The organism is Cognatiyoonia sediminum, from assembly GCF_900129845.1.
GTDB lineage: Bacteria > Pseudomonadota > Alphaproteobacteria > Rhodobacterales > Rhodobacteraceae > Cognatiyoonia > Cognatiyoonia sediminum.
This window is the reverse complement of sequence record NZ_FQXB01000003.1, coordinates 193,126-207,817: the sequence shown is the minus strand read 5'-3', so window position 1 is coordinate 207,817 and position 14,692 is coordinate 193,126. Positions and strand designations below refer to the sequence as shown.

General features: G+C 54.5%; 16 protein-coding genes and 1 riboswitch. Of the genes, 7 read left to right on the top strand and 9 right to left on the bottom strand.

Going from position 1 to position 14,692, the window contains the following annotated elements:
- The first annotated feature begins 2 nt into the window (after positions 1-2).
- Together fcl and BUA85_RS11460 are read left to right on the top strand one after the other, a co-directional pair.
- On the top strand, positions 3-965 hold the full coding sequence (gene fcl / locus BUA85_RS11465) for a GDP-L-fucose synthase (RefSeq protein WP_072901229.1): 963 nt from the start codon (positions 3-5) through the stop codon (positions 963-965).
- The gene (locus tag BUA85_RS11460) at positions 965-2,965 is read left to right on the top strand and encodes a tetratricopeptide repeat protein (protein ID WP_072901227.1); all 2,001 of its coding nucleotides are present in this window, start codon (positions 965-967) and stop codon (positions 2,963-2,965) included. The genes fcl and BUA85_RS11460 overlap by 1 nt, the downstream gene beginning before the upstream one ends.
- A 70-nt stretch (positions 2,966-3,035) precedes the next feature.
- On the opposite strand, the gene BUA85_RS16940 is transcribed toward BUA85_RS11460, so the two are convergent.
- From BUA85_RS16940 to BUA85_RS11430, 6 genes are all read right to left on the bottom strand, one after another.
- The gene (locus tag BUA85_RS16940; RefSeq protein ID WP_242649054.1) at positions 3,036-3,752 is read right to left on the bottom strand and encodes a VPLPA-CTERM sorting domain-containing protein; all 717 of its coding nucleotides are present in this window, start codon (positions 3,750-3,752) and stop codon (positions 3,036-3,038) included.
- Between the two features lie 207 nt (positions 3,753-3,959).
- Positions 3,960-4,751: an ABC transporter permease gene (locus tag BUA85_RS11450; protein WP_423219908.1), complete on the bottom strand. Its 792-nt coding sequence runs from the start codon at positions 4,749-4,751 to the stop codon at positions 3,960-3,962.
- A gap of 5 nt (positions 4,752-4,756) precedes the next feature.
- Positions 4,757-5,644: an ABC transporter permease subunit gene (locus BUA85_RS11445; protein ID WP_072901221.1), complete on the bottom strand. Its 888-nt coding sequence runs from the start codon at positions 5,642-5,644 to the stop codon at positions 4,757-4,759.
- Complete coding sequence (locus tag BUA85_RS11440) at positions 5,644-6,774, bottom strand: ABC transporter ATP-binding protein (protein ID WP_072901219.1); 1,131 nt, start codon at positions 6,772-6,774, stop codon at positions 5,644-5,646. Before BUA85_RS11440 ends, BUA85_RS11445 begins: the two co-directional genes overlap by 1 nt.
- Positions 6,755-7,456, bottom strand: a complete 702-nt coding sequence (locus tag BUA85_RS11435) for an SGNH/GDSL hydrolase family protein (RefSeq protein WP_072901217.1) — start codon at positions 7,454-7,456, stop codon at positions 6,755-6,757. Before BUA85_RS11435 ends, BUA85_RS11440 begins: the two co-directional genes overlap by 20 nt.
- Positions 7,457-7,461: 5 nt before the next feature.
- Entirely contained in the window at positions 7,462-8,529 is a 1,068-nt protein-coding gene (locus BUA85_RS11430; RefSeq protein ID WP_242649053.1) for a polyamine ABC transporter substrate-binding protein, read from the bottom strand.
- 139 nt (positions 8,530-8,668) lie between these two features.
- On the opposite strand from BUA85_RS11430, the gene BUA85_RS11425 reads away from it, so the two are divergent.
- Positions 8,669-9,649, top strand: a complete 981-nt coding sequence (locus BUA85_RS11425; protein WP_131802801.1) for an NAD(P)H-binding protein — start codon at positions 8,669-8,671, stop codon at positions 9,647-9,649.
- Here BUA85_RS11425 and BUA85_RS11420 read toward each other — a convergent pair.
- Both BUA85_RS11420 and BUA85_RS11415 read right to left on the bottom strand, forming a co-directional pair.
- Positions 9,646-10,536 carry a DMT family transporter gene (locus BUA85_RS11420; RefSeq protein ID WP_072901211.1) on the bottom strand — a complete coding sequence of 297 codons (891 nt, stop codon included), beginning with the start codon at positions 10,534-10,536 and terminating at the stop codon, positions 9,646-9,648. The two genes, BUA85_RS11425 and BUA85_RS11420, sit on opposite strands and share 4 nt — an antisense overlap.
- 52 nt (positions 10,537-10,588) lie before the next feature.
- A complete protein-coding gene (locus tag BUA85_RS11415) occupies positions 10,589-11,005 on the bottom strand; it encodes a VOC family protein (protein WP_072901209.1) in 417 nt (138 codons plus the stop codon).
- A 141-nt stretch (positions 11,006-11,146) separates the two neighbouring features.
- Here BUA85_RS11415 and BUA85_RS11410 point away from each other — a divergent pair, with 141 nt between their 5' ends.
- Positions 11,147-11,668 (top strand): CBS domain-containing protein, encoded by a 522-nt coding sequence (locus tag BUA85_RS11410; protein WP_072901207.1) that lies wholly within the window; start codon positions 11,147-11,149, stop codon positions 11,666-11,668.
- Here the strand turns inward: BUA85_RS11410 and BUA85_RS11405 are convergent.
- Complete coding sequence (locus BUA85_RS11405; RefSeq protein ID WP_083526264.1) at positions 11,665-12,225, bottom strand: TetR/AcrR family transcriptional regulator; 561 nt, start codon at positions 12,223-12,225, stop codon at positions 11,665-11,667. The two genes, BUA85_RS11410 and BUA85_RS11405, sit on opposite strands and share 4 nt — an antisense overlap.
- Before the next feature lie 126 nt (positions 12,226-12,351).
- On the opposite strand from BUA85_RS11405, the gene BUA85_RS11400 reads away from it, so the two are divergent.
- The 3 genes from BUA85_RS11400 (at position 12,352) to gcvH (ending at position 14,692) form a co-directional block, all read left to right on the top strand.
- Complete coding sequence (locus tag BUA85_RS11400; protein ID WP_072901203.1) at positions 12,352-12,822, top strand: YHS domain-containing (seleno)protein; 471 nt, start codon at positions 12,352-12,354, stop codon at positions 12,820-12,822.
- 131 nt (positions 12,823-12,953) lie between these two features.
- A riboswitch (glycine riboswitch) is annotated at positions 12,954-13,039 on the top strand.
- Positions 13,040-13,189: 150 nt separating this feature from the next.
- Positions 13,190-14,314, top strand: a complete 1,125-nt coding sequence (gcvT, locus tag BUA85_RS11395) for a glycine cleavage system aminomethyltransferase GcvT (RefSeq protein ID WP_072901498.1) — start codon at positions 13,190-13,192, stop codon at positions 14,312-14,314.
- A gap of 18 nt (positions 14,315-14,332) precedes the next feature.
- Complete coding sequence (gene gcvH / locus BUA85_RS11390; RefSeq protein ID WP_072901201.1) at positions 14,333-14,692, top strand: glycine cleavage system protein GcvH; 360 nt, start codon at positions 14,333-14,335, stop codon at positions 14,690-14,692.

The window sequence follows — 14,692 nt, the reverse complement described above, 5'->3', positions numbered from 1 at the left end:
AGATGCGCGTTTATGTGGCCGGACATCGTGGAATGGTGGGGCGCGCGATTGCGGCTGGGCTGGCCGCGCGTGGGGATGAGGTGATCGCCCGCACCCATGCTGAGCTGGACCTTACCGATCAGGCCGCTGTGGCCGCGTTTATGCAAGATCAGAAACCTGATGCTGTGGTGCTTGCCGCCGCGCGTGTGGGTGGCATTCAAGCCAACAACAGTTATCCGGGGCAGTTCATTTACGAAAACCTGATGATCCAGTCGAATGTGATCCATCAGGCGCATAAGGCCGGAGTGCAGCAGCTGTTGTTCTTGGGCTCGTCCTGTATCTACCCTCGGTTGGCGGATCAGCCGATGCGGGAAGATGCGTTACTAACCGGTACATTAGAGCCTACGAATGAACCCTACGCGATTGCCAAGATCGCAGGGATCAAGATGTGCGAAAGCTATAACCGCGAATATAGCCGCGACTATCGGTCGGTGATGCCGACGAACCTTTATGGCCCGCATGACAACTTTGATTTGGAGACCAGCCATGTGCTGCCCGCGCTGATCCGGCGATTCCATGAGGCGAAGGTTGCTGGGGCGCCAGAGGTCGTGATCTGGGGCACGGGCACGCCGCGGCGAGAGTTCTTGCACGTGGAGGATATGGCCGCGGCGAGCTTGCATGTGATGGGGTTGCGTGCGGAGGACTATGCTAGGGCCACTGACCCGATGCTGTCGCATATCAATGTGGGCACGGGCGCCGATGTGAGCATTTCCGAACTGGCGCAGATGATCGCGGGTGTAGTTGGGTATGAGGGTGCGATCACGCAGGACACGACAAAGCCCGACGGGACGCCGCGCAAGCTGATGGATGTGTCACGGCTCGGTTCCTTGGGCTGGCAGGCCAGCATCGGGCTAGGGCAGGGCTTGCAGGACACCTACCGCTGGTTCTTGGACCATCAGGACAGCTTTAAGGGCCACGCATCGTAATGGCGAAGGCGGGGTGCATCGTAGGCTCCCGCAAGGACGGGCTGGGTGCGCGCCTGTTGATGATGCTCAACTGCTTCAAGATCGCGGAGCAGTTTGGGGTTGAGCCGTTCTTTTATTGGCCGACGAAAGACAGCGTCGCAATCAATATGGAGCATCCGGAAAAGCTGTTTTCCGATCAGATGATGACCTCGCGGTTCTTATCGAAAGACCGCTATGACGAGCTGGGGCGGGATGCAGCACCACTTTGGAAGTTTCTTGCGGACAAAAACCCCAAGCGGTTGAAGCGGCATCTGTTGAATGGCGGGAACCTTTTGGTTGAAGAGGGGTTCGAGATTGTCCTGTTCCCATGGGAAGAAGACGAGGCGGTGCGCGGCACCTATCGCAGCTATTTCGATCAGATTGAATTGGTCGATATTCTGAAAGAACGCTGTTCGCTGGTGGATGAGACCCTGTCGAAAGGCGAGGCGGGGAGCGTTGCCTATCACCTGCGGCGCGGGGACATCTTAGACACCAAGCCGTGGATGCACACGGTCTGGCCGTCGAAGGTGGAGCCGGATGAGTATTACGAGGCGCATCTGGAGAAAGAGCCGGAGAAGACTGCCCTGATCTTTTCCGATTGCCAAGCGTCGATTGATCGATTGCAGGCGCAGTTTCCGAATTTGAATGCTATCGGGGATATAGCACCTTTGGAGGGGTTGGACCCAGAGCAGCGCGATTTCCTTGAGCTTTATGCCATGTCGAAGGTTGATAACATCATCGCCCCGATCCTGAGCGCCTATAGTACGGCGGCCGCACGGATTTCCGGGCGGCAGCGGTTACGGTTCAAAGAGGTGCTGAGCGACGCGGAGATGACGCTTGCCAACGCCAAGGCTGCGGATCGGTTGTTGAATAGGCCGGAAAGTTATTTTGGACCGAGCGACATGGCCCATGCCTATTCTCGAGTCGCGGTTCATTTGGCGACCCCCGATGGATATGGCACGGCAAGCGCAATTCTCGAGACCATAAAGAATGAAGGGTCGGAGAACGCCTTCATTGATGTGTTTCATGCGGTCAGCCAGCTTCACGAAGAAAAGTGGGGTATGGCCGCAGGGTACGCGCGGGCTGCGGCGGCCAATCCAAATATTTGGCCTGATGATTTTGTGTCTGCGCGATCTGTCGAGGTTGTGTGCTACGCTTCTAGCGGACAACGGCGTAAAGCGGGTATCGCTTTTCGCGAAGCCTTCTTGTTCAAGCCGCTGAGCCAAGACGTCTGCCTTGCTGGGACTCATCTGTTGCTCAACTTCATGATCAACCAAAATAACTTTCTGCCCTTCGACGGGCCAATTCTCAGGCAACTTCGGCTCAAGGCCACAGAGGACAATTCCAGCACGTATTTGGTGGGTAAAGTCATCAATAAGAAACTGCGCAAGGATCTTCGATCTGTCGCATTGGACTGGCATTCTTTGGTTCTGGATGGGAAGGCGTCACGTCTGAAAGATGACCAGGCGCAGTTGAAGAAAATGCGCGATAGGCTGGACGCTGTGCCGGAAGAGGTCATGTTCAAACATGCTTTGGCCTATCAATCCATGAAAGGATTGGTGCAGTGCTACCTAGGCGATTTGAACGCAAGAAAGATGGTTGAATCCGCTGCGGAGGAGCAGGCGGACAACCCCCTTTACGCGATGCGTCTGGCCGATGTCTTGCTAGCTGCAGATGATCAAAAAGGTGCGTTGAGGATTCTGCGCGGCGTCTCAAAACTCTCGCAGGATAATCCACTTTACGTACATAAGTTAGGATTAGTGCTGTCCGAAATGGGCAAGAAGCAAGAGGCAGCAGATCTATTGGGCCAAGCTGCTGCTTGGGACGCGGCGCCTGCGAAGATGTTAGGTGACTATGCCATGTCTGCCTATCGGGTTGGCGATGGCGCTGCCGCTCTCAAGGCGATGCAAAAGGCCTTTGATAAAGTTCCAGTGTTTGGGAAGTTTCAAAATCAATTGGCTCGGATTCGAAATTCTGTCTAGGTGGCAAAAACTAGAAAAGGCGCGGAAGAACCGCGCCTTTATCTTTAGGTGGTTGGGTTTGTATGAGCGCTTAAGAGCGCTTCATCCGCCGCATAGCACCCAAACCGCCCAATCCTGCGAGCAGAAGCAGAGAAGAAGCTGGTAGTGGAACTGGTTGTGGGTTCTCACCAATTACAGCAGCGATAGACACATCGTCGATCAAGGCGCCGCAGTTACCGCAGCCGTTGAACAAGCTGCCGCCAAGAGCTGCGAATGACAGTACATAGTCGCCAAGTGATTCGATGGTGAAAAAGGAATCTGCGCGAGTCCATTCGCCGTGCGGATAGTCACCGTTCGGTGCGCCTAGGATCGTTTCCTCTAGTACAGTATCTCCCTGACCTTCAATTTTGAAAGACATGTCGTTTGTGTCTGTATCTGGATTGTCAACGCGGGGGCTGTAAAGGAAGCTAAGAACGTAACGACCTGCTTCAGCGAAGTTGATGGTTTGGCTCAACACAGAGTTCGTGTTGGTGTCGAGTTCCGCATAGTGTGAACCAACAGTGTTATCGATTGGATCCAAGCCGATTGTGCCGTTTGCTGGGCTACCTACGCCTTTGTAAGTTTGGATTTCGATATTTGGCGTACCTGACCAGCCCGCAACATCGATGGTGTCGAAGAAATTCCAGCCACCGCCGTTTAGATCGCCGTCGAAGTCTTCAAAGCTACCGTTTGTGACAGTAGCCGCGTTCGCAGTTGCGCCCGCAAAAGCGAGGCAGGATGCTGCAATAAATGTAGTGATTTTTGCCATTATTCCCTCGTTAACAATATGCATTCGTTACTGATTGAATCACGCATAACACATTTCAAACACAATTCAGCCCCCTTTTTGCTGAATTTCCGCCATTTTGCGGTCTTTATTTTCAATTGAACAGGAAGCTAGTGATTGTCGCCAGAATCGGGACAATTCAGGCAAATTTACTAAGCTTTTGGTTGAAGTACTGGAGGCTTGGCCGCTTTAGACCGTTTCTTGCTGTCGTCTGACTAGCGCACGTTTGGATGTAATCGACGCCACGATCACTCCTACAGTGACCAAACCGATAATGATCGTCGACAAAGCGTTGATTTCTGGGCTTACGCCAAGGCGGACGCTGGAGAAGATTTTGATCGGCAGGGTCGTCGATGACGGACCAGCGGTGAAACTGGCGATTACGAGGTCGTCGAGCGACAGCGTGAACGCCAAGAGCCAGCCGGAGATGACAGCGGGTGCGATGATCGGCAAGGTGACGCTTTTGAAGGCGTCCCAGCCGGTGCAGCCGAGGTCATAGGCGGCTTCTTCCAAGGATTGATCAAAGGTCGCCATCCGAGAACTTACCACGACGCTGACGTAGCACATCGAAAACGTCGCGTGGGCGAGGACGATGGTGAAGACGCCGCGATCTACACTCAGAGAGATGAAAAGGAGCAAGAGCGATAGGCCAGTGATGACTTCTGGCATCACGAGCGGGGCGTAGATCATTCCAGAAAAAAGCGTGCGGCCAAAGAACCGGCCGGACCGGACGAGGACAAAGGCGGCCATGGTACCGAGGACGGTGGCGATGGTTGACGAAAAGAAACCGACTTTGACCGTGACCCATGCGGCGTCAAGGAAGGCTTCGTTCTGGAGCAGTTCGCCGTACCATTTGATGGAGAAGCCTGCCCAAACTGTCACAAGCTTCGATTCATTGAAGCTGTAAATGATCAGGATCAGCATCGGGATGTAGAGGAACGCGAAACCGAGTGTCAGCGATACCACGTTGAAGGAGGTCATGCGTCTCAATTGCCTGCCTCCCGTTGCTTTTGTTCGTTGCGCTGGAACAGGATGATCGGGATCACAAGGATCAACAGGAGGATGATTGCCACGGCTGAAGCGACGGGCCAGTCACGGTTGGAGAAGAATTCTTCCCAAAGGACTTTGCCGATCATCAGCGTGTCAGACCCGCCGAGCAGGGAGGGGATCACGAATTCGCCCAATGCGGGGATGAAGACGAGGAAGCAACCGGCGATGACACCCGGTTTGGAAAGGGGCACGGTGACGGCCCAGAAGGCTTGCAGGCGGGTACAGCCGAGGTCTTCGGCAGCTTCGAGCAAGGAGCCGTCGAGTTTTTCCAGCGTCGCATAGATCGGGAGCACCATGAAGGGCAGGTAGGTGTAGGTGATGCCGATGTAGACGGCGATATCGGTGTTTAGAATTTTGATCGGAGCGCTGATCAGGCCGATGGCCAGCAGGAATTGGTTGAGGAACCCTTCGTTCGAGAGGATGCCGATCCACGCGTAAACGCGGATCAGGAAGCTGGTCCAGAACGGTAAGATGATGAGCAGCATCAACGTCGGACGCCAGTGTTCCGGCGCGTTGGCCATGCCGTAGGCGATGGGGAAGCCAACGAGGAGTGTAAAGAACGTGGAAAGGGCCGCGATTTGGAGGCTGGAGAGGTAAGCTTTCCAATAGAGATCATCGTCGGTCAGGAACCAGTAGTTTTCCATATCGAGTTGCGACCAGAACTCGGCAAAGCCTTGCCAACCTGTCGAAAGGTCGAGTTGCGGCGTATAGGGCGGGATTGAGAGGGCGTAGTCTGACAAGGAGATTTTGAGCACGATACCGAACGGCACCAAAAAGAGGAGCAGAAGCCAGATATAGGGAATGGCGATCAGTAGTCTGCGCATCAGTCCCTCAGAACTATTCCAGCGGTTTCGGTCCAAGATAGCCAAACGGTGTCTTCCCAAGTGATGTCACGGCGCGCGATGCGGCGGTTGTTGGCGGTTTGGGATTTAATGATTTGTCCGTTCGGCAGTTCAACGTGATAGGTCGACATGTTGCCGAGGTAAGCGATGTCGAGAACCTGGCCTTGCACTTTATTGGAGGCCTCAGGCTCGGATTTGTTGATAGAGACCTTCTCGGGGCGGATGACGAAACTGGCTGGCTCTCCTTGGGTGACCTGAGCACCTGTCATGCCTTTGATTGGGGCTACACCTTCGGCCCAAGTCAGTTGTGTTGCATCGCCATCGACGGTTGTTGCAGTGCCGGTGACGATGTTCACGTCGCCGATGAAATCCGCCACATAAACGGAGTTTGGTGTTTCGTAGATGCGGTCAGGTGTGTCGACCTGTTTCAACAGGCCATTGTCCATCACAGCGATGCGGCTGGCGACCGTCATCGCTTCTTCTTGGTCGTGGGTCACGATGACGAAAGTGGTGCCGGTGGTTTCTTGGATGTCCATCAGCTCAAACTGGGTTTCTTGGCGTAGTTTTTTGTCAAGCGCACCGAGCGGTTCGTCGAGGAGCAGCAGCTTCGGAGCCTTGGCCAAGGCGCGGGCTAGGGCGACGCGTTGGCGCTGACCGCCAGAGATTTGATGCGGTTTGCGTTTGGCGAATTTTTGCAGCTGTACTAGGCGCAGCATTTCATCCACGCGGCCTTGAATCTCGGACTTCGGCATGGGCGAGCGATGTAGACCGAATGCGATGTTGTCAGCGACGGTGAGGTGCGGAAAAAGCGCGTAGGATTGGAACATCATGTTCACCGCGCGTTTGTTGGCAGGGATGCCCGCCATGTCTTGCCCGTCGATGGTGATGGTGCCCTCTGTGGCTTCCTCAAAACCGCCGAGCATCCGCATCAATGTGGTCTTGCCGCATCCGGAAGGGCCGAGCAGAGCGAAAAACTCGCGCGGATAGATGTTGAGGTTGATGTTGTCGATGGCGGTGAAATTGCCGAACCGTTTGGTGACACCTTCAAACGAGATGAGAGGCGTCGTATCTGGGTCAGTCCAAGGAGAAAATTCAACAGTTGCCGAGCTCATTAACGATTGCCTTTTCGTAGTTAGCGGCGACAAAGCTCGCGCCTTTTAGAGTGTAGTGAACGTCATCGGACAGCATGGTGTTCCCATCCCAGCCCGGTTGCATGTCAATTGCGATGACGCGAGATCGCGAGGTGTCTTTAACCGAGGCAACGTCAGCAACACCGGTATTGAAAGCCTCAAATCTTGCTTGCTGCCCTCCACGCATGACACTGGGGATGCCAGGCGGTATTTGCTCTAAGAAAATTGTCACGTCGGAGTTTTCATCGCGAATTAGATCGATGATTTGAGCCAATCGAAATAGGATGTCATCAACAGGTTCGCCTTCGAGAAGATCATTGCCGCCGATCGACAAAATGACGAGATCTGGCGCGCCGGATTCAAGAGCGATTTCCAAGGTTTCGAGCACATCAATTGTAGTGAAACCGCCGAAGGAGGCATGGTCATCATCAAATTCAATGCCGTTGATGTTTGGATAATCTGGCCCTTCGAGGGGACCAATGAAGTCAACCGCGCACCCGGCTGCATTCAGACCAGCCCAGAGCGGATAACGCCATGTGTGATGGTATCTATTTTCTTCACCCGCAACGCGGCTGTCGCCAAGGGACAAAAGCTTTGTATTCGCCGAAACGGCCGTGGCGGCGCAAAAGAATGCCGCCACGAGCCAGATTTTAATCGATGTCATCCTGCTTAGGTGCCGGACTTAATCTTCGTCCACAAACGGGTCACGGTGCGCTGTACGCGTGGACCGTAAGGTGTTGTGGTGTAGAGGTTTTCCAGCGTGGCTTCATCAGGATAGATCGCCGTGTCGCCAATCACGTCTTCGATAAGGAACTCTTGCGAGGCAAGGTTGCCGTTGGCGTAGTAGACGTAGTTAGACGCGTCAGCCATGTTGTTGGCATCCATGATGAAGTTCAGGAATTTATGTGCCGCTTCTGGGTTTGGTGCGTCTGCCGGGATGGCCATTTGGTCAAACCACATCAGCGCGCCTTCGGAAGGTGCGTTGTAGGCGATTTCAACACCATTTTCGGCTTCCCATGCGCGGTCGCGGGCCTGAAGCACATCACCGGACCAGCCGATGGCCACGCAGATGTCACCGTTGGCGAGCGCGTTGATGTATTCAGAGCTATGGAACTTTGTCACGTAGGGGCGCACAGCCATCAAAAGCGGCTCTGCCTTTGCGATGACGTCTGGATCTTGGCTGTCAGGGTTTTCTCCCAAGTAGGCCAGCGCGGCTGGAATGATCTCGGATGGAGCGTCGAGGAAGTGAACGCCACATTCGGCGAGCTTTTCCATGTTCTCCGGCTCAAACACCAACGCAAGTGAGCCCACAGGAGCATCTTCGCCCAGGATTTCTTGTACCTTACCGACGTTCACGCCGAGGCCAGTCGTACCCCACATGTAGTTGATGGAATAAGCATTGCCGGGGTCGTATTGCGCTGTGCGGTCCGCAATGACATCCCACAAGTTGCCGGAATTCGACAGCTGACCTTGATCCAATGGCTGGAACGCGCCTGCTGCAATCTGGCGCTGCAGGAATGTACCAGAGGGCACAACCACGTCGTAGCCGGAGGACCCTGCCAACATTTTTGTCTCGAGTACTTCGTTGCTGTCAAAAACGTCGTAGATCAGGTCGATGCCAGTTTCTGCTTCGAATTTTTCGAGCAGGGCTTCGTCGATATAGTCGGACCAGTTGTAAACGCGGACTTCTTCCGCAAAGGCTGTCGTTGCAGCCAAGCCAAGCGCAAGCGCTGACACCGTGTAAGATACTTTGATCTCATACTCCCGTTGGATGACGGGTTAGTTTTGATCGGAAATTCTGATCTGGCAAGAGATTCTGTGGGTTACGTTGCACAACTTACCGAAATTGCCGCGAGTTTAGGCAGGGATTGGGTTGATGTTGTGTTTGATCCGGCATTTGCTGGGGCCGATGACGACGGGACATGACATACTGCTATTTGGCGCGACGGGGTCGATTGGCTGCGCGGTCTTAGTGGCTTTGAAGTCGTCCGGCTATCGCGTGACCGTTGTCGGGCGGACCGAGGTTGACGCAGATGAGTTTGTTGCGGCCGATGTGACGTCTTTTGAGAGTCTAGCGGCGGCAGTGCCGGAGCGGCCTTTTGCCGCTGTGATCTCTTGTTTAGCGTCGCGGACCGGATCGCCTGCCGATGCTTGGGCGATTGATCATGCGGCGCATTTGAACATCTTGGAACTGGCTAAGGCGCGGGGGATTGGGCAGTTTAACTTGCTGTCGGCGATCTGTGTGCAGCGGCCCATGCTTGCGTTTCAAGAGGCCAAACTTGCGTTCGAAGCGGAGCTAAAGGGCAGTGGACTGACCTATTCGATTGTGCGCCCGACCGCTTACTTCAAATCTCTGTCTGGGCAGTTGGATCGGCTTCGGGCAGGTAAACCGTTTTTGGTTTTCGGTGATGGTGAATTGACGGCGTGTAAGCCGATCAGTGATCGGGACTTGGCGGAGTATATGGTCCGCTGCCTGACCGATGCCGGATTGCAAAATCGCGTGTTGCCGATTGGCGGACCGGGTCCTGCTTTGACGCCGTTAGAGCAAGGGCATTTGTTGGCTGACGCGTTAGGGCGAGAGATAAAGGTCAAACGAGTCCCCGTCGGGATTATGACTGCTATCATTGGGGTGTTGTCAGCGGTAGGTGTTGTCAGTCGCCGTGCGCGAGACAAAGCGGAATTCGCTCGGATCGGTCGGTACTATGCGACGGAGTCGATGTTGGTCTTCGATAAAGCAGCGGGCCGGTATGATGCCGATGCGACACCTGAAACGGGAACGGACACATTGGCCAAGTTCTATCAGGATTTGGTGGCGGGTCGGGTGACGGTGGACCGAGGCGATCACGCAGTATTCTAGGTGGCGTCCTTGTTACCCAAGATTTCCAAGCTGGTGGCTGCGACAATCAGAATTGCTCCGATGATCTCAAACGGACCAAGAGGATCGCCTGCAAATAGGGCTACAGAGATGAAACCAACGACAACCTCGCTCATCAACAAGATGCCGATGCGACCGGGTGTTAGGACTTTGGGCGGCCAGATGGTCAATAAGATCATCGGTAGGGCGTAAAGAGCGGTTGCTAGAAGATAGGGCCACAACGGCGCAAGCGCTGGAAACGGATCGGTCCCACGGAGAGCGTCACCGCCAAAGGCGATCAAAGCTGCTGTGGCGACGATTGCTCCGGTCAGAAACCCTGTGCAAAGCTGAACCGCAGGTGTGTCTTTCATCTGGTAGATTTTATAAGACCCGATCGTCCACAATATGCCGGAGGTGAAGGCCAACAGGTCGCCAAGGTTGATCGCATCCCTGCTGCCGAACCCGATCACAGCGAAGAGGCCGGCAAAGGCCAGAAGGATCGCGATAACCCGCGCGGCGGTTAGGCGTTCACCCAAGAAGAGGATGCCGATTGCGGTGCCCCAGATGGGTGTGAGGTAAAAGAAAAGCAACGCTCGCACCACGTCTGTCAAAATGATCGAAGTGCCATAGAAGGAAAACGCGGTGCCAGTCAGGAGCCCAGCTAAGGCAAGATCGCGTTTCGATGTGATCGGTGTTCTGAACGCCAATGTCAGCGGCAAGAACACCAACAAAGCGATAATATAGAAGACAAAGCCGGGGTAGGCGCCTTCGAAGCCAATGTCTTCAAAGGCGCGCAAGGGTATCCAAAACAGGCCCCAGAGCGCCCCGCCCAGCACGATGCCGATGCTGGCGGCTTTGGTCGATGTTTGAAGATGCGCGATCGGTGACATGCGCGCAGGTTGAGCGCGGCGTGTTAGAATTGTCCAGCGCAAGTTGGCGCGGTTAGGCTACTTTCTGATGCACCTCGATCACGTTGCCTTCTGGGTCTTGGAAGAACACCTGATGCCATTCCTTGGAAAAGGCGTTTCCGTAGTCGGAGTAGGGGATGCCGCGATCGTCGAGAATTTTCAGGAACGCGGCCAGATCATCAGTGCGAAAGGCGATGTGGCCTTGGTCTACTGGGTTGATGGTGTGGCCATTACGGAAGGCGACGGTCAGGTCACGTTCGGCAAGGTGCATTTGCATCGTATTGTCGGTCGCAAAGCGGATTTTGCCATCAAACCCTTTGCCATCTTCGGCCTCGGTACGGGGGAAACTTTCCATCGGGATGTCATCCATGCCAAGGACGTTAGTATAAAAGTCGTGCATCCCATCGACGTCTTTCGATACGAAATTGATGTGATGGAATTCGAGTTTCATGGTTTATCCCGCTTACGTTAGCGAGACTTTAGGTTTGATCGCATGAAGGTGCCAGACCTCTTTGGTCCAGATAAATTTGGAATATGCGCCAAGTTTGCTAAGTTCACCTTATCCCAAGCATTCAGATTGAGGTGACAGACCATGCCGACTTCGTATCAAGCGCCGATGGCGGGCGACAAAGCCAAACAGGCGAGTGCCAGCCAATCTGTAGAAAGCAAGGCCAATGTCGAGGCCGGTAAGATCAAGTATTTGCTGGACCGGAAAGGCAATGATGTCATCACCATCAATCAGAGTGAAACCATCGCTGCCGCGGTTCAAGTTTTGCATGACAAACGCATCGGTGCGTTGATCGTTGTGGATGATATGGGGGCCTTGGCGGGTATTCTGTCGGAGCGTGACATTGTACGGAAACTGGCAGAGACACCGGGCCAGACCCTGCCGCAGACAGTTGCCGAGAACATGACAAAGAATGTCGTGACCTGCAGCGAGGACGATACGTTGATCGAGGTTTTGCGCCGCATGTCTGAGGGTAAGTTCCGGCATATGCCTGTGGTTAACGGAGGCATGTTGGCCGGAATGGTCACGATTGGCGATGTGGTGAATTCGCGCTTGAATGAGTTGGAGTTTGAGGCGCTGCAACTGAAGCAGTTGATTGTTGGCTAGTCGCTCTCGCCCAATATTCGTTTGAGCGTCGCGCCCCAGTCTTTGTCGGCTGCGCCTGATTTCCCGACGGCTTGGTGGCCGAAATAAAGGTGTAAGACAACATCGCCCAATTCGTCTCGGCGCTGAGGTGTTTCGCCGATGCCATGGTGTTCAAGAACCCTTACGATACCTGATTTGAGCCGTGCGGCCATGGCTTTGGTTTTGGCGGCGACTTTTGGATTGTCGGGGCCAAGTTCAACCATCGCGTTGCAGATAAAGCAGCCGCATTTCGATGTCGCGGACGGCAGGAAAATCTGTTCGAGACAGGCGCTGGCGGTGGGCGCATCGCTGCCCTGTAGTTTTTCGAGCGTCTGCGTAATCACGATTTCATCGTAGCGGTCCAAGGCGCCAAGGTAGACGCTCTCTTTATCCTCAAACGCTTTGTAGAAACTGCCGCGGGTCAGACCCATGGCGTCCAAAAGTTCTGGTAGGTTGGTCGCCCGAAATCCCTGACGCCAAAAGATCGTCATGGCGCCTTCCATCGCGCTTTCCATTTCAAACTCTCTGGGTCGCGCCATTCGTGCCGTCCTTTCGTTTCGACCGTTCTATCACAAACAGTTTATTTGTACCAATTGGTTCCTAATGGCATTCAATAGTTCGGAACCGATTAGTTCCTAACACATTCTGAAAAGAGAGACTTAGCCATGAAACCAATCAAATCGATCCTTACTGGCGTCGCGCTCACCGTCGCTGTTGCAACACAATCTTTGGCCGCCGGCGTTGAGCTGAACGCAAGCTCCACAGGTTTGGCGCTGCAAGGCTACGACCCTGTTGCCTATTTCACCGTGGGCGAAGCAACTCCGGGCAACTGGACGATCACATCTTCCTACAACGATGCGACTTACCGCTTTGCCAGTGAAGAACACAAAGCGGCCTTTGATGCTGATCCAGAAGCCTACCTGCCACAGTACGGCGGTTACTGTGCCTTTGGTGCGGCCATGGGCTTCAAGTTCGATGGCGATCCAAATCAGTGGAAAGTTGTCGATGGCGAGTTATTCCTGAACATCTCTGCCGACATTCAAGAACGTTGGTTGGAAGACGTCCCAGGCTTCATTCAGCTTGCCGACACCAACTGGCCTGCGATCGAAGATAAAGACCCCGCGAGCCTGCAATAACCCCCAATTGTTGTAGCTCGGTTGGCGTCCACCTGTCCCTGGTGGGCGCCAATTTCATTTGGGCAGGTATACAATTGTGTGCCGTCGCATATTTGTGACTTGCCCGGTGAAAAAGTTTCCGATACGAAACATCCAACTCGACGGGAGAACGGATTCGTCCGTGCCGAAGGAGCAACCGCCCCGGTAAACTCTCAGGCCCAAGGACCGACGAGTTGGAACAAACTCTGGAGAGACGCTTAGCCAGCGCGCCGAAGGGATAACGATCTCAGGCAAAAGGACAGAGGGGGCATCGCTGCGTAAGGCTTGCTTACGCGACTGGATGCCTCGCCGTGATGTCACATCAGTGCGAGACGATTGGGAGGAAGAGATGTCCGATCTGTTGCGCACGCCGCTTTATGATTTGCATGTGGGCTTGGGCGCCAAGATGGTGCCATTCGCTGGCTATGAGATGCCGGTGCAATATGCCTTGGGTGTGATGAAAGAGCATGTCCATACGCGAACCAAAGCTGGCTTGTTTGATGTCAGCCACATGGGTCAGGTACGGATCGATGGCGCGCCTTATGCCGATGTTGCTGCGGCGGTTGAGACATTGATCCCAGTGAATGCGATGGGTTTGGGTGAGGGGCGTCAGCGCTATGGCTTGTTCACCAATGAAGACGGCGGGATCGAGGATGATCTGATGTTCGCCAATCGGGGTGATCATATGTTAATGGTCGTGAATGCGGCCTGCAAAGACGCCGATATCGCGCGGTTAAAAGCGGCGTTGGAGCCAGTGCTGACTGTGACGCCGATCACCGACCGTGCCTTGATCGCGTTGCAAGGCCCATTGGCCGAAGTTGCTTTGGCCACGTTGAACCCAATCGTCGCCGATATGAAATTCATGGATGTCGCCACGGTTGAATTGGTCGGTGTTGACTGCTGGATCTCTCGGTCTGGCTATACGGGCGAGGACGGGTATGAGATTTCGGTACCAGAAGCGCAGGCCGTTGCTTTGACCGAAGCGCTATTGGCCCATGACGATGTTGAGGCGATTGGCCTTGGCGCACGGGATTCCCTGCGCTTGGAAGCGGGGCTTTGCCTCTACGGTCATGATATTGATAGCGGCACCTCGCCTGTTGAGGCCGGTTTGACTTGGGCGATCCAGAAGGTGCGCCGCGCAGGCGGTGATCGGGCAGGGGGCTTCCCGGGTGCGGATCGAATTTTGCAAGAATTCGACGACGGAGCCTCGCGCAAGCGGGTTGGTTTGCTGCCCGAAGGTCGTGCGCCGATGCGCGAAGGTGTGCCGCTTTTCGCGGATGAGACAAGTCCCGAATGCATCGGCCAGATCACATCTGGTGGTTTTGGCCCGACCGTCGAGAGACCTGTTGCAATGGGCTACGTCTCGGTCGAACATTCAAACATAGGCTCCGTCGTGTTCGGCGAACTTCGGGGAAAACGCCTACCACTCACGGTCGCCTCACTGCCGTTCACACCGGCCAATTTCAAACGTTAAGACAGGAAGGGAACCCAAATGAAATTCACAGAAGAGCATGAATGGCTCAAGCAGGACGGCGATTTGGTCGTTGTTGGCATTACAGAGCATGCAGCAACTCAATTGGGCGACATCGTTTTTGTGGAACTGCCAGAGGCAGGCACTGAAGTGGCCAAAGATGATGAGGTCGTTGTGATCGAATCCGTTAAGGCGGCCTCTGACATCCTCGCGCCCATTGATGGTGAGATCGTGGAAGTGAACGAAGCTTTGGGTGACGAACCTGCAAAGGTGAACGACGATCCAATGGAAGGCGGCTGGTTCTTCAAAATCAAGCCATCCGATCCGTCCCAGATGGACGAGTACATGGATGAAGCTGCTTACAAAGCAATGGTCGAATAA